The organism is Actinophytocola gossypii (genome assembly GCF_025165815.1).
In the GTDB taxonomy this organism is placed as follows: domain Bacteria; phylum Actinomycetota; class Actinomycetes; order Mycobacteriales; family Pseudonocardiaceae; genus Actinophytocola; species Actinophytocola gossypii.
Genome location: NZ_JAFFZE010000006.1, coordinates 175,736 through 194,000, shown reverse-complemented (window position 1 = coordinate 194,000; position 18,265 = coordinate 175,736). Strand labels below are relative to the sequence as shown.

The following is an 18,265-nucleotide window of genomic DNA, read 5'->3' as shown; positions in this document are numbered from 1 at the left end:
GGTCACCACACCAAGGAGCCTTGTCACGATGCACCACCGCTCGTCCGTGCGCGCCGCCTGCCTCGCCCTGGCCGCGCTCGCCTCGCTCACCGCCTGCACCGCCGACGGCGGGGACGACGGTGGCGAGGCCGCACCGCGCAGCCTGCCGACACGCACCGAGCCGGTCGAGACCGAGCCGGGCGCGGACGGCGCCGGCGACCCGTACTACCCGGACGACGGCAACGGCGGCTACGACGTCGAGGGCTACCACGTGTCGATCAGCTACCAGCCGGGCACGCGGCGGCTCGACGGCGACACCGTGGTCACCGCCACCGCGACCGGTGACCTGACGACGTTCAACCTCGACCTGCACGGGCTGACGGTCGACTCGGTCGAGGTCGCCGGCCAGCCGGCCGAGTTCACCCGGGAGGGCGAACACGAGCTGGTGATCACCCCACCGGAACCGGTCGAGGACGGCGCCACGTTCGAGACGCGGGTGCGCTACGCGGGCGTGCCGGCGATGATGGGCCGGGGCGCGCTCGGCGAGAACGGCTGGCACGTGGCCAGCTCCGGCGGCGCGTTCGTGGCCGGTCAGCCGCACTCGGCGACCAGCTGGTACCCGGCCAACGACACCCCGAAGGACAAGGCCACGTTCCGGCTGGACGCGCGGGTGCCGAACGGGTGGAGCGTGGTGTCCAACGGCGTGGAGCAGGCGCCGACCCGCGGGTCCGACGGCTGGACGACGTTCCACTGGCGGGAGCCGAACCGGGTCGCGACCTACCTGACCACGGTCGGCATCGACAAGTGGACGTTCGAGCGTTCGACGCTGCCCGGCGGGACCCCGGTGGTGAGCGCGTACGCGCCGGGGGCGGAGGACAAGCGTCAGGTCGAGGCGCGGCTGCCGGAGATCATCGAGTTCCTGGAGTCGAAGTTCGGGCCGTACCCGCAGAGCGCGGCCGGCGGCATCTACGTCAACGAGAGCATCGGGTTCTCGCTGGAGACGCAGGGCAGGCCGATCTACGCCGACTGGGCGCAGCTGCCGGTGGTCGTGCACGAGAACGCGCACCAGTGGTACGGCAACTCGGTGAGCGTGTCGTCGTGGGCGGACATCTGCCTGAACGAGTGCTTCGCGAGCTACGCGCAGTGGCTGTGGGAGGAGGAGAAGGAGGGCGTCGACCTCGACGCGCGGTACCGGACGGAGGTGGCGCGCTCGGCCGAGCGGCTCTGGCAGGGCGAGCTCTACGACATGGGCGCGGGCAACGAGTTCAGCGCCGTGTACGAGAAGGGGCCGCTGGCCCTGCACGCGCTGCGCCGGCAGATCGGGGACGAGGCGTTCGACCGGCTGCTGCGCGAGTGGCCGGAGCGGCACCGGGACGGCAACGCCTCCTGGCCGGAGTTCGAGCGGCTCACCCAGGACATCGCCGGGCAGGGCCTGACCGGCTTCCTCCTCGCCTGGTTCCACGACGGCGGCAAGCCGGCCGACGAGTACCTCTACCCGGGCTCGCTGCGGCGCTGAGCTCTACGGCAGCACGATCTCGGCCAGGACGGCGTCGTGGTCGGTGCCGGGGACGTCGAAGACGGCGTAGCTGCCGATGGCGCAGCGGCGGTCGACCAGGATGTGGTCGATGGTCACCGGTGGGCCGGTCGGCATGCTCGACCAGGTCGGGGTGAGGGCCTGGCCGGTCTCCTCGGCGGCGTCGGCGTAACCGCGGTCGACCACGTCGCGGAAGGCCGCGTGGTCGAAGGTGGCGTTGAAGTCGCCGGCGAGGACGCGGATCCGCTCGTCCGGGGTGGGGTGCGGGAGCGCGGCCAGCTCGTCGTGCCAGGTGCCGGCGGAGTTCGCCCGGACGCCGGGCATGGTGTGCACGGCGGTCAGCTCGACGTCCTCCCGGCCATCGAGGTCGACGACGACGGAGGGCTGGGAGAGGGTGGTCTCGTCCATCAGGACGATCTGGCGCAGCGGGAGGCTGGCGGCGATGCCGGTGCCCTCGCCGCCGACGCCGACGTCGTAGACCTGTTCGGGGAGCAGGTCGCGTAGGCCGGCGCGGTCGAGGTCGTCGGCGGCGTCCTGGGTGAGCTCGGGCAGGACGAGGACGTCGACCTGCTGGGAGCGGACGAGGTCGACGACGGTGTGCGGGTCGGCGCTGCCGAGGTACAGGTTGACCGCCATGATCCGGAGCCGTTCGCCGTCGGCGCCCGGCTGGGTGTCGGACAGGACGCGCGGGGCGAGCAGGCTGCCCAGCGCGACGCTCAGCAGGAGGACGAGCCCGGCGGCGAGGCGGCGGCGGAGCAGGAGCGCGAGCAGGCCCCAGACCAGTCCGAACCCGGCGACGTACGGGCTGACCGCCATGGCGGCGATGAGGTACTCGGTGGTCTCGAGCCCCCAGAGGCGCAGGCCGGCGTAGGCGAGGATGACGAGGGCGACCAGCCAGACGACGAAGCCGACCTTGCGCCCGCCTGGACGTCGCCGGGGGGCCGCGTCGCCGGTCGCGGGAACGTCGGTCTCCTCGACGACGCTGGTCCTAGGCACGCTCGTTGCCCCGCTTGTAGTTGCCGGTGGCGCGGGCGAGGAGGTGCTGGGTCTCGTGCTCGTCGGCGCGTTCGAGCTTGGCCAGCAGCCGACCGGCCGCGCCGCCGCGGATCGTGGTCACGGTGCGCCCCCCGCGCGAGACGAGCACCTGGCCGTCCTTCGTGGACCGCCAGTCGAACGGATCGTCCTCCAAACCCATGCACCCAGGATGCCCGACCCGACCGCCCGCCCGCCGACGCCCCGCCGCACACCGCCCCTCCCCGCTCCCGCACCAGCCCCGGGAACGTACAACTCGCAACCCCCGCGAGTCGTACGCTCCGGACCCGCGAGTCGTACCTTCCGGACCCGCGAGTCGTACCTTCCGGGAACGTACGACTCGCCCGACGGGAACGTACGACTCGCGCGACGGGAACGTACGACTCGCGCGACGGGAAGGTACGACTCGCGGGCAAAAGGCGAGGGCCGCACCTCCGGGGTGGGGGTGCGGCCCTCGGCGTTGTCGGGTCCGGTGGTTAGGCGGACTCTTCGCCTTCGGCGGACTCGGGGCCACCGGCGGCCATCTCGACCGGCGGGGCGTCCGGGACGTTGGCGGGCTTGGCCTCGCCACGGAAGGTGAAGGTCGCCTTGTCCGTGGACGAGTTCTCGTCGCCGTCCCAGCCCTCGACGTCGCAGATGATGATCTGGCCCGGCTCGAGCTCGCCGAACAGGATCTTCTCCGACAGCTGGTCCTCGATCTCGCGCTGGATCGTGCGGCGCAGCGGGCGGGCGCCCAGCACCTTGTCGAAACCACGCGAGGCGAGCAGCTTCTTGGCGTTCGGCGTGAGCTCGATCGCCATGTCCTTGTTGCGGAGCTGCTCCTCGACCCGGGTGATCATCAGGTCCACCATCTTCACGATCTGCTCTTCGGTGAGCTGGTGGAACACGATGATGTCGTCGATGCGGTTGAGGAACTCCGGCCGGAAGTGCTTCTTCAGCTCGTCGTCGACGCGCTGCTTCATCCGGTCGTAGGTCTGGCCCTCACCGCCGGCCGAGAAGCCGAGGTTGACCGCCTTCGAGATGTCCTGGGTGCCCAGGTTGGAGGTGAAGATGATCACCGTGTTCTTGAAGTCGACCGTACGGCCCTGGCCGTCGGTCAGGCGACCGTCCTCCAGCACCTGCAGGAGCGTGTTGTAGATCTCCTGGTGCGCCTTCTCGATCTCGTCGAACAGCACCACCGAGAACGGCTTGCGCCGCACCTTCTCGGTGAGCTGGCCGCCCTCCTCGTAGCCGACGTACCCGGGAGGGGCGCCGAACAGCCGCGAGGCGGTGTAGCGGTCGTGGAACTCACCCATGTCGATCTGGATGAGCGCGTCGTCCTCGCCGAACAGGAAGTTCGCCAGCGCCTTGGACAGCTCGGTCTTACCGACACCGGACGGGCCGGCGAAGATGAACGAGCCGGAGGGGCGCTTCGGGTCCTTCAGGCCGGCACGGGTGCGGCGGATGGCCTGCGACACGGCCTTGACCGCGTCCTCCTGGCCGATGATCCGCTTGTGCAGCTCGTCCTCCATGCGGAGCAGACGCGTGGTCTCCTCCTCGGTGAGCTTGAACACCGGGATGCCGGTCCAGTTGGCCAGGACCTCGGCGATCTGCTCGTCGTCGACCTCGGCGACGACGTCCAGGTCCCCGTCCTTCCACTGCTTCTCCCGCTCCGCCTTCTGGCCGAGCAGCGTCTTCTCGTCGTCCCGCAGCTTGGCGGCCCGCTCGAAGTCCTGCGCGTCGATCGCGCTCTCCTTGTCGCGGCGCACGTCGGCGATCTTCTCGTCGAACTCGCGCAGGTCCGGCGGCGCGGTCATCCGGCGGATCCGCATCCGGGCACCGGCCTCGTCGATCAGGTCGATCGCCTTGTCCGGCAGGTACCGGTCGTTGATGTACCGGTCGGCCAGGGTGGCCGCGGCCACCAGCGCCGGGTCGGTGATCGTGACGCGGTGGTGCGCCTCGTACCGGTCGCGCAGGCCCTTGAGGATCTCGATCGTGTGCTCGAGACCCGGCTCGCCAACCTGGATCGGCTGGAAGCGGCGCTCCAGCGCGGGGTCCTTCTCGACGTACTTGCGGTACTCGTCGAGGGTGGTGGCGCCGATGGTCTGCAGCTCGCCGCGGGCGAGCATCGGCTTGAGGATCGACGCGGCGTCGATCGCGCCCTCGGCGGCACCCGCGCCGACGAGGGTGTGGATCTCGTCGATGAACAGGATGATGTCGCCGCGGGTGCGGATCTCCTTGAGCACCTTCTTGAGGCGCTCCTCGAAGTCACCCCGGTAGCGCGAGCCGGCGACCAGGGAGCCGAGGTCGAGGGTGTAGAGCTGCTTGTCCTTCAGCGTCTCCGGGACCTCGCCCTTGACGACCATCTGCGCGAGGCCCTCGACGACGGCGGTCTTGCCGACGCCGGGCTCGCCGATCAGCACCGGGTTGTTCTTGGTGCGGCGGGACAGCACCTGCATGACCCGCTCGATCTCCTTGGCCCGCCCGATGACCGGGTCGAGCTTGCCCTCCCGCGCGGAGGCGGTGAGGTTGCGCCCGAACTGGTCCAGCACCAGCGACGAGGACGGCGTGCCCTCGCCCCGGCCGCCGGTCTCCGCGGGCTCCTTGCCCTGGTAGCCGGACAGCAGCTGGAGGACCTGCTGACGGACGCGGTTGAGGTCGGCGCCGAGCTTCACGAGGACCTGGGCGGCCACGCCCTCGCCCTCCCGGATGAGGCCGAGAAGGATGTGCTCGGTACCGATGTAGTTGTGGCCGAGCTGCAACGCCTCCCGCAGCGACAGCTCGAGGACCTTCTTGGCCCGGGGGGTGAACGGGATGTGCCCGGCTGGCGCGTGCTGACCCTGGCCGATGATCTCCTCGACCTGCTGCCGCACGCCCTCGAGGGCGATCCCCAACGACTCCAACGCCTTGGCGGCGACACCCTCACCCTCGTGGATCAAGCCCAGGAGGATGTGCTCGGTGCCGATGTAGTTGTGGTTGAGCATCCTGGCCTCTTCCTGGGCCAGGACAACCACCCGCCTCGCGCGGTCGGTGAACCTCTCAAACATCTGCACTCCTGACTGCTGCGCCGGCGGCCCTTGCCCCACCGTTCGTTCCCGCTCGCGGTGGGTTCAGCACCGTGAGAACCACTGTAGTCGCCCGGCCTGTCGCTCTCAGTACCACTTGCGGCTGAGCGTCGCGGTCTTCGTCGGCTGGTTGACCGTCACAGGGAACAACGTGCGGGTATCGGGATGGATTCCGCAACAACGGGCTGTCCGCTGAGCGCGAACAGTGCCGATCCGCGGGATCACGTCCCCGTCGCACGCGCTTCGGACATTCGGTAAGTTAAGGCATACCTCACAACCACTCGGACCAGTGGAGACCGCCCGTGCGGACCAGTACGAGCCTACGCTTCGTGACCGACACCCGGCGAGACGCCCTCGCCGAGTCGGTGGCGCGCGCGGGGTCTCGCCAGGCCAGGGTGGCTCTCCAGGTCGGCACCCCCGAGGATACCCACGATTGGGTGAATTGCGCATCGTTACTGTCCGATGTCAGCTTGTTCACCCGCTGGCGGGCCGAGCTCGGCGAATGGCTGATCGACCAGTACGGCGAGGCACCCGAACGGGCCACGGCCGGTTACGTCATGACGTTCTATCTGTCGGTGCCCGCGTACCTCGCGGCGCTGCTGTTCCACCACGAGCGGCGGGTGCCGTCGTTGCGTCCTGAGCACCTGGCGTTCCGGGTGGCTCGACCGAGGCCCCATCCCGAGTCGATCGCGCTGCTAGACCGGGGGTTCGTGTGCCTGCCGGAGGACCCGGCGGCGGGGACGCCGGAGGCGACGGTGGTGCCGGACGAGCGGGCGCTGGCGGCGGTGCTGCGGGGCCGGTTTACCGCGCACGCGTCGCGGTTCGTTGCGGCGTTCGCCCCCACGGTGCGGTTCGGCCGGCACACGCTGTGGGCGGCGGCGACCGATGCGCTGGACGACTCGATGTTGTTGGCCGGGCGGTACGGGGGTGACGAGGGTGCCGGAGTGGTGGACGGTGCGCTGTTGCTGCCGGAGCGGTTGGTGCCGTTCACCTCGGGGTCGACGATGCGACCGGCCGAGACGGGCGCCGGGTGGACCAGGCGGCGGGAGAGCTGCTGCTTCCACTACCTGCTCGAGTGCGGCAAGGGCCCGTGCTCGACGTGCCCCCGAGTGCTGCCCAGGTAGCCGTCAGGACGTCGCCGCGAGCGCGTCGCCGAGTGGTGTGCGGCGGTAGAGGACCGACCGGCCCGCGCGGGCCTTCGTGACCAGGCCGGACCGGTGCAGGACCGCCAGGTGGTCACCGACCGCGCCCGGGGCCAGGCGCAGGGTCGTCGCGAGCTGGGTGGTGCTCGCCGGTTCCGACAGGGACGCCAGCAGCCGCGCGCGGGAGCGGCCGAGCAGCTCACCCAGCGCCTCCGGCGCCGGCGAGGACTCCGGCTCCAGCAATGCCGCCGTCCCCCGGGCCGGGTAGGCGAGACCGTGCGGCCACGGCGCGTCCGTGTACACCCCGAGCTTCGGCCACACGAACACCGACGGCACCAGCAGCATCCCCCGCCCGCCCAGGTCGACCTCCTGCTCGACCATGTCCCGCACCCGGATCTCGCCGTCGTGCCAGCTCACCCGTTCGTGCAGGCCGACCAGCGCGCCCGCCCAGCCCGAGCGGCTCAGCAGACCGGCCCGGTAGACGACGTCCCGCTCGCACACCGCGCGCAGCGCCGGCCAGTCCGCCCCGACGAGCTCGTGCCACGCGGTCTCCAGCGTGTCGGCGACCACCGACACCACCGACGGCGACTCCAGCACGTCCATGACCGCTCGCGGCTGCGCCGGAAGACCCCGCAGGCACCGGGCGATCTCACTGCGCGCCAGCGCCAGCGGCGTCGCCCGGACCTCGGCGAGGTCGTCGTCGATGGTCTGGGCCAGGCCGGCCGGCGGCGGCGACACGAAACCCGCCCCCCACCCCGGCCCGTGCAGCGCCTGCACCGCGGGCAGGGCCGTCGTCCGGCGCAGCTCGCGGTACACCGGGCGCAGCCGCGCCAGCCACTCCGGCGGCAGCCGGCTCGGGGTGTGGCCGTCGAGCTTGCGGAGCAGGTTGTCCAGTTCGAACAACGGCGACACGGCGAACCTGCTGTTCAGGAGGTCGTCGCGGTGGACGGTGAGCCGGAGCATGCGATTGACCTTACGTCCGGTGACGAATGATTCGGCCGAAGTGGAGCCGGGCGTCCAGGATCGGCCGGTGGCTACGACGTTCCGGCAGGTGCTGGCCGAACCGGTCTTCCGCGTGCTGTTCTGGACCCGCTCGGTCGCCATCGGCGCCGACACCCTCCGCACGGTCGCCCTCTCGGTCGTGGTGTTCACCTCGACCGGGTCGGTGTTCCTCAGCGCGCTGACCTACGGCATCTCGTTCCTGCCCCAGGTCGTCGGCGGGCTCGTGATCGGCGCGCTGCCCGACCTGGTCCGGCCGCGACTGCTGATCGTCACCGGCTACACGCTCGAAGCCGCCGGCGCCGCGGTGCTCGCCCTGGCCGGGCTGCCCGTGTGGGCCTGCCTGGTCCTGGTCGCCGGCATCGGCTGCCTCGCGCCCGTGTTCAACGGCACCACCGGGCGCCTGACCGCCGAGACGCTCGACGGGGACGCCTTCGTGATCGGCCGCGGGCTGTTCCAGCTCGCCGCCTCGGCCGCGCAGGTGCTGGGGCTGGCCGCCGGTGGGGCCGCGGTGGCCGTGCTCGGACCGACGCACGCGCTGCTGGTCGTCGCCGGCCTGCACCTGACCAGCGCGCTCGGGACGCTGACGCTGCTGCCGAACCTGCCGGCGCCCGGCCGGTCCGGCGAGCGTCAGCTGCTGCGGCGCAGCTGGCGGGGGAACCGGGAGCTGCTCGGGGATCCGGTCGTGCGCCGGCTGCTGTTCGCGATGTGGCTGCCGCCGGCGTTCGTCACCGGGGCGCTCAGCCTGATCGTGCCGTACGCGCTGCTGCGCGGCTTCGCCGAGTCGTCACCGGGGCTGCTGCTGGCGTGCGAGGCCGCCGGCATGTTCGTCGGGAACCTCGTGGTCGCCCGGCTGCTCGCGCCGCGCCGCCGGGAACGGCTGGTGGCGGCGCTGGTCGTGGTCCAGGGACTGTCGCTCGCGGGGTTCGCCCTGGACGTGCACATCGCGGTGGCCGGCGCGCTGCTCGTGGTGACCGGGTTCGGCTTCGCCTACGCGCTCGGGCTGCAGGAGCCGTTCCGGCAGGCCATCCCGGACGATCGCGGCGGCCAGGCGTTCAGCCTGCTCTCGACCGGGCTGATGACCTTCCAGGGTGTCGGACCGACGGTCTTCGGCCTGCTCACGGAGGTGCTGCCGGTCGGGACGGCCATGGCACTGGGCGGGGTCTCCGCTGTGCTCACGGCGATCTGGATCGGCCGGCGGGTGTCCGTTTCCCGGCGGGAAAACGTCAACTCCCCCGCTCACCTCGAAACCGTGCGGTGAGCGACGCTAATCAAGGTTTGGGTCACGCCTGCGCGTTGTACGCGTCCGTGACCTCCTTCGGGATTCGACCGCGATCCGAGACGTTCATGCCCTGCTTGCGGGCCCACTCGCGAATTGCCTGGTTCTGTTCGCGATCCGCCGACGCGGTGCGCGGCGGCCGGCCGGCACCACCGCGGCCGCTCGGCCGCTTACGGCCACCGGCGCGACGCGCGTGCTCGACGTATTCGGCGAGCGCGTCCCGCAACCGCTCCGCATTGTCCTCGGACAGGTCGATCTCGTAGAACGCGCCATCGAGACCGAACTCGACGGTCTCCTCGGCCTCGGAACCATCAAGGTCGTCGACCAGGGTAACCATGACCTTCTGCGCCACTGCGCCCTCCTAGGTTTGCTACTCGAGGCCGAACACGCGTCTCGACGGCTCGATATATAAATACTCCCACTTAGGAGGTCAACGCAAATCGCGTCTCAGGTTTAGTGATCGAGCCGACGCCGAGCACTCATTCGGGGCGCACGAGCGGAAACAGGATCGTCTCGCGGATGCCCAGGCCGGTCAGGGCCATGAGCAAGCGGTCGACGCCCATTCCGACACCACCGCTCGGCGGCATTCCGTACTCCAGCGCGCGCAGGAAGTCCTCGTCGAGTCGCATCGCCTCGTCGTCGCCGGTCGCGCGGAGCTTCGCCTGGTCGACGAGCCGCTCGCGTTCCACGACCGGGTCGACCAGCTCCGAATATCCGGTCGCCAACTCGAACCCGCGCACGTAGAGGTCCCACTTCTCGGCGACCCCTGGCTCGGTGCGGTGCTGGCGGGTGAGCGGGGACGTCTCGACCGGGAAGTCACGCACGAACGTCGGCGCGACCAGGTGTTGCCCGACCAGGTGCTCCCACAGCTCCTCGACGAGTTTCCCGTGACCCAGCTTCGGGTCCACCTCGAGGTCGCGGGCCTCGGCGTGCTTGTGCAGCGCCTCGGCCGGCGTGTTCGGGGTGATCTCCTCGCCGAGCGCGTCGGACAGCGACCCGTACATGGTCAGCGACGTCCACTCCCCCGACAGGTCGTACGGGGTGCCGTCGGCGAGGGTGACCTCCCGGGTGCCGAACACCGCGTCCGCGGCCTCCTGCACGAGCTCCCTGGTCAGCACGGCCATCGAGTCGTAGGTGGCGTAGGCCTGGTAGAACTCGAGCATCGCGAACTCGGGGGAATGCGAGGAATCGCTGCCCTCGTTCCGGAAGTTGCGATTGATCTCGAAGACCTTCTCGATACCGCCGACCACGCAGCGCTTCAGGAACAGCTCGGGCGCGATCCGCAGGTAGAGATCCATGCCCATGGCGTTCGAGTGTGTGACAAACGGCCGCGCGGTGGCACCGCCGTGCAAGGTCTGCAGCATCGGGGTCTCGACCTCGATGAATCCGCGCTCGTGGAAACTGTCTCGCAATGCGCGCGTCACCCCGGCGCGGGTGCGGACCGTATCGCGGGCCTGCGGTCGCAGGATCAGGTCGACATAGCGTTGCCGAATGCGAGTTTCCTCGTTCAACGCCTTGTGCGCGACCGGCAGCGGCCGCAGCGACTTCGCCGCCATTCGCCACTCGTCGGCCAGTACGGACAGCTCGCCGCGCCGGGAGGTGATTACCTCGCCGTGCACGAAAACGTGGTCGCCGAGGTCGACGTCGGCCTTCCACGCGGAAAGAGAGTCGGATCCGACGTTGTTCAGGCTGAGCATCGCCTGCAGTTCGGTGCCGTCCCCCTCGACCAGGGTCGCAAAACACAACTTGCCCGTATTGCGCACGAACATCACCCGACCGGTGATGCCCACCACCTCTCCGGTGGACGTGTCGGGCGGCAGGTCGGAATGGGCGCGCCGGATCTCCGCGAGGGTGTGTGTCCTCGGCAGTTCGACCGGATAGGGGTCGAACCCCTCGTCCAGCAGCCGCGCCCGCTTCTCCCGGCGGATCCGCAGCTGCTCCGGCAGGTCATCGGGCTGGGCAGGCGCTTCGTCGGTCACGGGGAAAGGGTACGGAGAACGTTCCCGCGCGGACTATCGGGTTACGGTGCGACCATGACCGACAGTGAGCCGGGTCGCGCGCGGTCGTTCGGCCGGCGCCCCGCCGCCTACCACGAGCACCGGCCGGGCTACCCCGCCGCCGCGATCCGCTGGGTGCTCGACGTGGGCACCCGCGAGCCGCGGCACGTGCTGGACCTGGCGGCGGGCACCGGCAAGCTCACCGAGGGCCTGCTGGGCCTCGGCTTCGAGGTGACCTCGGTCGAGCCGGACGACGGGATGCGCGGGGTGCTCGCCGAGCGGTTCCCGGCGGCGCGTGCCATGGCCGGCACGGCGGAGGCGATCCCGCTGCCGGACGCCTCGGTGGACGCCGTGCTGGTCGGGCAGGCGTTCCACTGGTTCGACCTGGTGGCGGCGCTGACCGAGATCGCGCGGGTGCTGCGGCCGGGTGGCGCGCTCGGTGTGCTCTGGAACGGCGAGGACCCGGACGTCGACTGGGTCACCGAGCTGATGGCGGCGTCCAGCACGAGTGCGAGCCCCGGGTTCCAGGGTGGACTCGAGCTGCCGCCGCACGAGGGGTTCGGTCCGGTCGAGGGGGCCCTGTTCCGGCACGCGCTGCCGAGGACCGTGGAGTCGACCGTCGGCTACCTGAGCACGCACTCGCGCCTGCTGATGGTCGACGCGGCGGAGCGGGCGGAGGTGCTGGACCGGGTCCGGGCCTACCTGCGTGCCCGGCCGGAGACCGCGGGCGGCGAGTTCGACCTGCCGCTGGTCACGAACGCGCGCCGGCTCCGCCGTCGCTAGCGGGTGTTGCGCTCGAAGACCAGGCGGAGGCCCAGGAGGGTGAGGTCGGGGCGGTGGTCGACGATCGTCTCGGACTCGTCGACCACGAGGGGGGCCAGGCCGCCGGTGGCGATGACGGTGACCTCGCCGGCGTGCGGGGTGTGGTCCAGCTCGTCGACGATCCGGCGGACCAGGCCGTCCACCTGGCCGGTGAAGCCGTACATGATCCCGGACTGCAGGCACTCCACGGTGTTCTTGCCGATCACCGTCCTCGGCCGGACCAGCTCGACCTTGCGCAGCGCCGCCGCCCGCGCGGCCAGCGCGTCCACCGAGATCTCGATGCCGGGCGCGAACACCCCGCCGAGGAACTCGCCCTTGGCCGAGATCACGTCGATGTTCGTCGACGTGCCGAAGTCGACCACCACGCACGCGGTCTGGTGCAGGTGGTGCGCCGCCAGCGTGTTGATCACCCGGTCGGCGCCGACCTCCTTCGGGTTGTCCACCAGCAGCGGCACCCCGGTCCGCACGCCCGGCTCGACGATCACCCTGGGCACCGCCCGGTAGTACCGGCCGAGCATCACCCGCAGCTCGCGCAGCACCGCGGGCACCGTGGACAGCGCGGCCACGCCGGTGATCGCGTCGGCGTGCTCGCCGAGCAGGCCGCGCATGGTGAGAGCCAACTCGTCGGCGGTCATCCGCGCGTCGGTGCGCATTCGCCAGTCCCGCACCAGGTCGTCGCCCTGGTACAGGCCGAGCGCGATGTTCGTGTTGCCGACGTCGATGGCGAGCAGCACCGGCGTCAGCTCTCCGGCTGCAGCAGGGCGTCGAGCAGGGCGGCCTCGGCGGTCTCGGACTCGTGCTTCGACTCGGACTCCCCGCCGGACGCGGTCTCCGCGCCGGACACCAGGCCCGAGCCGGCGGGCACGGCGGCCGGGTCGGCGCCCTCGTCGAGGATCGCGTTGTGCTCGTCGACGAACACGATCTTCGGCCGGAACGCGGCGGACTCGGCCTCGTCCATGATCCCGTAGGCGATCAGGATGACGATGTCGCCCGGGTGCACCAGGTGCGCGGCGGCGCCGTTGATGCCGAGCACGCCGCTGCCGCGCTCGCCCTCGATGACGTAGGTCTCCAGCCGGGCGCCGTTGGTGACGTCGACGATGGTGACCTGCTCGCCGGCCAGCAGGTCGCTGGCCTCCATCAGCACCGGATCGACGGTCACCGAGCCGACGTAGTGCAGGTCGGCCTGGGTGACGGTGGCTCTGTGGATCTTGGACTTGAGCATCGTGCGGAACATCGCAGTCCTCCCCTACTGGTGTTCGCCGGGCACTTCGCCGAGGAACACGGACACATTGTCGATCAGGCGGGTCTCCCCGACGCGGGCAGCCACCAGCAGGCGGGCCTCCCCGCGCTCCGGTGCCGGTCCCAGGTCGAGCCCGCGCAGTGTGAGGTAGTCAAGTTCGATGCCGGGCTCCTTGTCGAGCACGGCCCGCGCCGAGTCGAGCACCGCCTCGCCCCCGCCGACGCTGACCCCGGCACCGGCGGCCAGCGCGGCGGACAGCGCCACCGCGGCGGCGCGCTGGCCGGGATCGAGGTAGGCGTTGCGGGAGGACAGCGCCAGACCGTCCGGCTCGCGGACGGTCGGCACGCCGAGGACCCGCACGTCCAGGTTCAAATCCCGGACCATCCGCTTGATCAGCACGAGCTGCTGGTAGTCCTTCTCCCCGAACAGCGCGTAGTCCGGGCGGACGATGTTGAGCAGCTTGGCGACGACGGTGAGCACGCCGGCGAAGTGCCCCGGCCGCGCGGCGCCCTCCAGCTCGTCGCCGAGCGGGCCCGGGTGCACCGTGACCTGCGCGTCCGGCGGGTAGAGCGCCTCGCGGGCCGGGACGAACGCCAGCTCGACCCGCTCGTCGCGGCAGACGTCGAGGTCGGCGTCGAGCGGGCGCGGGTAGCGGTCGAAGTCCTCACCGGCGCCGAACTGGAGCGGGTTGACGAAGATCGACGCGGACAGCACGGCGTTCGGCAGCCGGCGGGCGGTGCGCAGCAGCTTGCGGTGGCCGTCGTGCAGCGCGCCCATGGTCGGCACCAGCGCGATCTTGCGGCCGACGGCGCGCAGCGCGCGGGTGGTCCGCACGACCTCGTCGACGTCGGCCTGCACGTGCAGCCGGCCTGGCGTGAACTTCGGGCTGGTCAATCTGGCTCCTCACCGAGGCCGTGCTCGAGCGCGGCGGTGACGTCGGGGGCGAGGTCGGCGCGCAGCAGGCCGGCCCGTTCGGCCCGGCCGGCCGTGCGCGCGGCGAGCGCGCGGTAGGCGGGCAGCATGTCAGGTGCGTGTTCGGCGAGCACGTGCAGGTGCGCGCGGACGGTGCCGGCGTCACCGCGGGCGACCGGGCCGGTGAGCGCGCGGTCACCGTGCCGCAGCGCGTTGTCCAGCGCGGCCGACAGCAGCGGGCCGAGCATCCGGTCTGGGCTGCCCACGCCGGCGTCGCGGAGCAGGTCGGCGGCCTCGGCGACCAGCGTGACCAGGTGGTTCGACCCGTGCGCGAGTGCGGTGTGGTAGAGCGGCCGGGCGGCCTCGGGCACCCGGACCGGCTCGGCGCCCATCTCCACGACCAGCGCCTCGCCGACGCTCCACGCCGCCTCGTCGCCGTCGGCGGCGGTGACGCCGAAGCAGCAGGTGGCGATCCGTTCCAGGTCCTCGGCGCGGCCGGTGAACGTCATCACCGGGTGCAGCGCTAGCGGCAGCGCGCCGTGCTCGACGGCGGGTGCGAGGACGTCGACGCCGTGCGCGCCGCAGGTGTGCACGACGATCTGGCCGGCGCGCAGCGCGCCGGCGGCGGCCAGCCCGCGCGCCATGCCGGCGAGCGCGTCGTCGGGCAGGGCGAGGAGCACCAGGTCGGCCCGGCGGACGACCTCGTCCGGTGGCAGCAGCGGGACGCCGGGCAGCAGGTCCTCGGCGCGCTGGGTGGAGGCGCGGGAGACGCCGGACGCGGCGACGACGGTGTGGCCGGCCCTGGCCAGGGCGGCGCCGAGTACCGCGCCAACCCGGCCGGTGGAGACCACGCCGACGGCCAGGCGCGCCGGTCGGTTCATCGTCGGCCTCCCGTGTGCTGCGTGAAATCGAGCGTAACCATTACCGAACAGGGGTTCACGAACCGGGTGATCAGGGTCACCGGGAGCGCGGTGGGGACTCGCGGTTGGCGCGCGCGGTGAGCAGTGCGGCGACGAGCTGGGTCTCGCGTTCGGCGGCGTCGGCGCCGGCGAGGCCGAGCCGGATCGAGTGCCAAAGGAAAGCGAGTTCGGTGACCGCGGCCTGGTAGCCGCCGAGAGCGCGGGCCGCGGGCCGGCCGTCGCGTCGGGCGACCTTCGCCCGCCAGGCGCGGCGGGCGGCGAGCGTGGCGAGGCGCCGGGTGTCGGCGGGGTCGACCCAGCCGCGTTCGACCATGCCGGGCAGGGCGTGGGCGACGATGCGCTGCTCGCGGCGCCGGTGCCAGCCGACGAACAGCAGGCCGGCGATGAAGACCGGGACCATGACGAGGAAGTACACGTTGAGGAAGGTCTCGGCGGTGCCGAGGGTGGCGGCGGCGTTCCACATGGCGTGCAGCAGGACGGCGGCGAGGTACCCGCCGACCGGTGCGAGGACGCGGACCCAGCGGCTCGGAGTGCGCACGGCGAGCCCGATCCCGATGCCGATCATGGCGGTGAACAGCGGGTGGCAGAACGGCGCGAGGACGCCGCGGAGGATGAACGCGGTGATCACGCCCGGGGTGGTCGGGTCGCCGAAGCCGTACTCGGCGAACGCGCGGCCGAAGTAGTAGATGTTCTCGGTGAACGCGAACCCGGCGGCGACGAAGCCGGCGTAGACGACGCCGTCGATCACGCCGTCGAACTCGTTGCGCAGCCAGAGCATGATGCCGAGGACGAACGCGCCCTTGGCGGCCTCCTCGAACAGGGGTGCGGAGACGACCGCGCTGATCGTGTCGCCGTGCCCGTGGCCGAGCAGCGCGTCACCGACCGCCTCGGCGGTGTTGTTGATCAGCAGCGCGGTGATCGCGGCGACGCTGGCGCCCCAGCCGAACGCGAGCCACAGCAGGCGGGCGGGCTCGGGTTCCCACCGGTCGATCCAGAGCAGGGCGGCGACGACCGACCCGACCGGCACGAGCGCCGCGACGATCCCGACGAGCTCGGCGACCAGCCCGACGTTGGCGGTGCTGATGGCGAGGAGCGCCAGCCCACACCCGGCGAGCACGACGAGCCCGATGGCCGGCAGCAGCACCGTACGACGACGCGGCGAGTGCCGGTGCGGAACGAGGGGCTGGCTCACGGGATCACCCTACGATGCCGATCACACCGGGAATCGCCCATTTGCGACGGTGCGGCGCGTCCGGGTGCTCCCGACCGGAGCGCGGTTCAGTCTTCGCGGCGGCGACGGCGGCGGCGGGGGGTGTTCGGCGAGTTGGGGCTGCCGTGGGAGGCGAGGAGTTCGCTGACGGAGCGCCCGGCGGCGTGGGAGCCGGACGGGGCGGCCTCGTCGGCGTGGGCCTCCTGCCAGGTCGGCTGGCCCTCAGCGCGACGGCGGCGGCCGCCGGTGTCGGGGGTGCTGGGGGCTTCGCCGCCGGTCGGCGCGGGAGCGGAGTAGCCGGACGATTCGGCACGCTGTGCGGAGGTCGGGCGGACCGGGTGCCCGTAGCCAGAGGGCTCAGCGGGGGTCGGGCGGGCCGGGTGCCCGTAGCCAGAGGACTCAGCGGGAGTCGGGCGGGCCGGGTGCCGGTAGCCAGAGGACTCCGCCGGGTTCGTGGCGGGCGCGTGACCGGCGGGGCGGGCGAAGCCCGAGGACTCGGCACCGTTCGTCGACGCCGGGTGGCCGTAGCCCGACGACTCGGCGGGGCTCGCGGGCGAGGCGTAACCGGCGGGGCGGGCGAAGCCCGAGGACTCGGCACCGTTCGTCGACGCGGGATGCCCGTAGCCCGACGACTCGGCGGGGCTGTTGGGTGGGGCGGGGGGGCGGTTGTAGCCGGAGCCGTCGGGCCTGGTCTGGTAGGCGCGGGGGCGGCTGACCGGCTCCATGTACCCGGACGCGACGGTGTGGCGGTTCGGCTGGTTCTGGTGGGTGTCCCTGGTTCGCTGCACGTACTGGCGGGCCGCGTACGGGTGGGGCTCCGGCTGCTGCGCGGGCTGGTCGGTGCCGAGGCCGTCCGGGACGAACCAGCGGTCGGAGACCTCGGCCGGGTGCTCGACCCGTACCGGCTCGGGGGGTTGCGGCAGGGGGAAGTCGGCCGGGCGCCTCGGTTCGGGCTCCACCGGGCGCGTGCGGTGCAGCTCCTGCACCCGCTCGATCAGGTCGGTCTGCGCATCCTGGACCATCGACGGCACGATGTCGTCGAGGTCGCCGTCCCTCGGGCGCGCCGGGGGGAGGCGTTTGAGCGACGGGTCGTCGATGGAGCGCATCCGCGTCGACTCGGCGCGCAGGGCGTACCGCTCGACGAGGAACTCGCCGCCGAGCAGGCTCTCCAGGGTCTGGCGCAGGCCGGACAGCTCCTGGCGCAGTGCGGCGATGTCGTCGCGGGCGTCCGCCTCGGCCTTGCGCTTCGCCTCGGCCGTGACCTCGAGCTCGTACTCGCGGCGCGCGGCGATCTCGCGCTCCAGCTCGAGCTCGTAGCGTTCCTGCCGCTCGGCCGCCGCGTCCTCCTGGTCGGCGACCTGCCGGCGGTAGCGGGCGGCGAGGAACGCGCCGGCGAGCGCGGCCCACAGCGCGGCGACGATGCCGAGCCGCAGCCACTTCAGCTCCTCGCTGAGGATCAGCACGGCGGTGGCACCGAGCGCGAACACGACCGCTGCGCTGAGTAACAGCCTGCCGCCGAACGAGCCGCGCGTGGGCTCGTCGGACGAGTCGCGGCGGGCGTTCATGGCACACACCGTACCGGCCCGTTACCAACGCGAGACCAATCCGTGCCGAACGATCTGGTCAGGCGGCGGGTCCCGACCGGTACTCGGGCGGTTGATTGTCCTGGTCATCGGGGGTTTGGCAGCACCACTCGAGGTACAGTGCGGCCCCGATCAACACCGCCGAACAACCCACGCCGATGATCACGCCGGGGGTGTCCGCGGCCGCCGCGGTGAGCTCGGCGCGACGTGGGAGCACGTACCCGAGCATCGCGAGCCACGCGCCCAGCATGATCGCACCGAGTAACGACGAGGCCTTGGCGAGCGCGACCGCGCGGGCCGCGGTGAGCGCCTGCACCGGCCGTCGCCGGTCTCGGCCACGGTCACGGATGCGGGAACGCAGCGAGGCGCCCAGCGCGGCCTCGACGATCGCCAGCACGAGCAGGGTCACCCCGGCGAGCCGCGGGATCGACGGCAGGTCCCCGTAGCTGGTGGTGACGAGAAGGTAGACGACCCCGGTGGCCAGCACCCCGGCGACCACCAGGTCACGGGCCCGGGTGAAGTGCATGGTCCCAACGTTACAGTCGGCGCTTGACTCTCCAGCAACTGGAAGG

The 18,265-nt window shown here is 71.8% G+C and carries 17 protein-coding genes; 4 read left to right on the top strand and 13 right to left on the bottom strand.

Translation table 11 applies throughout. The features are described 5' to 3' along the window. Window positions 1–28: 28 nt before the first annotated feature. Window positions 29–1,495 (top strand): M1 family metallopeptidase, encoded by a 1,467-nt coding sequence (locus JT362_RS05455; protein WP_260189901.1) that lies wholly within the window; start codon window positions 29–31, stop codon window positions 1,493–1,495. Window positions 1,496–1,498: 3 nt separating this feature from the next. On the opposite strand, the gene JT362_RS05450 is transcribed toward JT362_RS05455, so the two are convergent. From JT362_RS05450 to JT362_RS05440, 3 genes are all read right to left on the bottom strand, one after another. Continuing rightward, complete coding sequence (locus JT362_RS05450; protein ID WP_260189900.1) at window positions 1,499–2,509, bottom strand: endonuclease/exonuclease/phosphatase family protein; 1,011 nt, start codon at window positions 2,507–2,509, stop codon at window positions 1,499–1,501. Continuing rightward, window positions 2,502–2,708 (bottom strand): hypothetical protein, encoded by a 207-nt coding sequence (locus JT362_RS05445; protein WP_260189899.1) that lies wholly within the window; start codon window positions 2,706–2,708, stop codon window positions 2,502–2,504. Before JT362_RS05445 ends, JT362_RS05450 begins: the two co-directional genes overlap by 8 nt. A gap of 313 nt (window positions 2,709–3,021) precedes the next feature. Then, window positions 3,022–5,571, bottom strand: coding sequence for an ATP-dependent Clp protease ATP-binding subunit (locus tag JT362_RS05440; RefSeq protein WP_260189898.1), 2,550 nt, complete (start codon window positions 5,569–5,571; stop codon window positions 3,022–3,024). Window positions 5,572–6,059: 488 nt separating this feature from the next. On the opposite strand from JT362_RS05440, the gene JT362_RS05435 reads away from it, so the two are divergent. Continuing rightward, window positions 6,060–6,713, top strand: coding sequence for a (2Fe-2S)-binding protein (locus JT362_RS05435; protein WP_260189897.1), 654 nt, complete (start codon window positions 6,060–6,062; stop codon window positions 6,711–6,713). A 3-nt stretch (window positions 6,714–6,716) separates the two neighbouring features. Here JT362_RS05435 and JT362_RS05430 read toward each other — a convergent pair whose 3' ends face one another. Next, the gene (locus JT362_RS05430) at window positions 6,717–7,694 is read right to left on the bottom strand and encodes an ArsR/SmtB family transcription factor (protein ID WP_260189896.1); all 978 of its coding nucleotides are present in this window, start codon (window positions 7,692–7,694) and stop codon (window positions 6,717–6,719) included. Between the two features lie 67 nt (window positions 7,695–7,761). Between JT362_RS05430 and JT362_RS05425 the strand changes: the two genes are divergently transcribed. Beyond that, window positions 7,762–8,991 carry an MFS transporter gene (locus JT362_RS05425; RefSeq protein ID WP_260189895.1) on the top strand — a complete coding sequence of 410 codons (1,230 nt, stop codon included), beginning with the start codon at window positions 7,762–7,764 and terminating at the stop codon, window positions 8,989–8,991. Window positions 8,992–9,013: 22 nt separating this feature from the next. Here JT362_RS05425 and JT362_RS05420 read toward each other — a convergent pair whose 3' ends face one another. Continuing rightward, the gene (locus JT362_RS05420) at window positions 9,014–9,361 is read right to left on the bottom strand and encodes a histone-like nucleoid-structuring protein Lsr2 (RefSeq protein WP_260189894.1); all 348 of its coding nucleotides are present in this window, start codon (window positions 9,359–9,361) and stop codon (window positions 9,014–9,016) included. A 127-nt stretch (window positions 9,362–9,488) separates the two neighbouring features. After that, a complete protein-coding gene (lysS, locus tag JT362_RS05415; RefSeq protein WP_260189893.1) occupies window positions 9,489–10,988 on the bottom strand; it encodes a lysine--tRNA ligase in 1,500 nt (499 codons plus the stop codon). A 54-nt stretch (window positions 10,989–11,042) separates the two neighbouring features. On the opposite strand from lysS, the gene JT362_RS05410 reads away from it, so the two are divergent. Continuing rightward, window positions 11,043–11,789, top strand: a complete 747-nt coding sequence (locus JT362_RS05410; RefSeq protein ID WP_260189892.1) for a class I SAM-dependent methyltransferase — start codon at window positions 11,043–11,045, stop codon at window positions 11,787–11,789. On the opposite strand, the gene JT362_RS05405 is transcribed toward JT362_RS05410, so the two are convergent. From JT362_RS05405 to JT362_RS05375, 7 genes are all read right to left on the bottom strand, one after another. Continuing rightward, window positions 11,786–12,562 (bottom strand): type III pantothenate kinase, encoded by a 777-nt coding sequence (locus JT362_RS05405; RefSeq protein WP_260189891.1) that lies wholly within the window; start codon window positions 12,560–12,562, stop codon window positions 11,786–11,788. The two genes, JT362_RS05410 and JT362_RS05405, sit on opposite strands and share 4 nt — an antisense overlap. Before the next feature lie 5 nt (window positions 12,563–12,567). Beyond that, window positions 12,568–13,062 (bottom strand): aspartate 1-decarboxylase, encoded by a 495-nt coding sequence (panD, locus tag JT362_RS05400; protein ID WP_260189890.1) that lies wholly within the window; start codon window positions 13,060–13,062, stop codon window positions 12,568–12,570. A gap of 12 nt (window positions 13,063–13,074) precedes the next feature. Beyond that, window positions 13,075–13,962 (bottom strand): pantoate--beta-alanine ligase, encoded by an 888-nt coding sequence (panC, locus tag JT362_RS05395; RefSeq protein ID WP_260189889.1) that lies wholly within the window; start codon window positions 13,960–13,962, stop codon window positions 13,075–13,077. Next, window positions 13,959–14,861: a Rossmann-like and DUF2520 domain-containing protein gene (locus JT362_RS05390; protein ID WP_260189888.1), complete on the bottom strand. Its 903-nt coding sequence runs from the start codon at window positions 14,859–14,861 to the stop codon at window positions 13,959–13,961. The genes panC and JT362_RS05390 overlap by 4 nt, the downstream gene beginning before the upstream one ends. 76 nt (window positions 14,862–14,937) lie before the next feature. Then, window positions 14,938–16,092: a PrsW family intramembrane metalloprotease gene (locus JT362_RS05385; protein ID WP_375546446.1), complete on the bottom strand. Its 1,155-nt coding sequence runs from the start codon at window positions 16,090–16,092 to the stop codon at window positions 14,938–14,940. 86 nt (window positions 16,093–16,178) lie between these two features. Beyond that, window positions 16,179–17,675 (bottom strand): DUF6779 domain-containing protein, encoded by a 1,497-nt coding sequence (locus JT362_RS05380; protein WP_260189887.1) that lies wholly within the window; start codon window positions 17,673–17,675, stop codon window positions 16,179–16,181. A 58-nt stretch (window positions 17,676–17,733) separates the two neighbouring features. Next, a complete protein-coding gene (locus tag JT362_RS05375; RefSeq protein WP_260189886.1) occupies window positions 17,734–18,219 on the bottom strand; it encodes a DUF3180 domain-containing protein in 486 nt (161 codons plus the stop codon). Window positions 18,220–18,265 lie beyond the last annotated feature (46 nt).

Coding starts and splice junctions, on each gene's coding strand:
- JT362_RS05445 (WP_260189899.1), bottom strand. CDS start 2,708: ATGGGTTTGGAGGACGATCCGTTCGACTGGCGGTCCACGAAGGACGGC.
- JT362_RS05410 (WP_260189892.1), top strand. CDS start 11,043: ATGACCGACAGTGAGCCGGGTCGCGCGCGGTCGTTCGGCCGGCGCCCC.
- JT362_RS05440 (WP_260189898.1), bottom strand. CDS start 5,571: ATGTTTGAGAGGTTCACCGACCGCGCGAGGCGGGTGGTTGTCCTGGCC.
- JT362_RS05455 (WP_260189901.1), top strand. CDS start 29: ATGCACCACCGCTCGTCCGTGCGCGCCGCCTGCCTCGCCCTGGCCGCG.
- JT362_RS05375 (WP_260189886.1), bottom strand. CDS start 18,219: ATGCACTTCACCCGGGCCCGTGACCTGGTGGTCGCCGGGGTGCTGGCC.
- JT362_RS05430 (WP_260189896.1), bottom strand. CDS start 7,694: ATGCTCCGGCTCACCGTCCACCGCGACGACCTCCTGAACAGCAGGTTC.
- panD (WP_260189890.1), bottom strand. CDS start 13,062: ATGTTCCGCACGATGCTCAAGTCCAAGATCCACAGAGCCACCGTCACC.
- JT362_RS05390 (WP_260189888.1), bottom strand. CDS start 14,861: ATGAACCGACCGGCGCGCCTGGCCGTCGGCGTGGTCTCCACCGGCCGG.
- JT362_RS05380 (WP_260189887.1), bottom strand. CDS start 17,675: ATGAACGCCCGCCGCGACTCGTCCGACGAGCCCACGCGCGGCTCGTTC.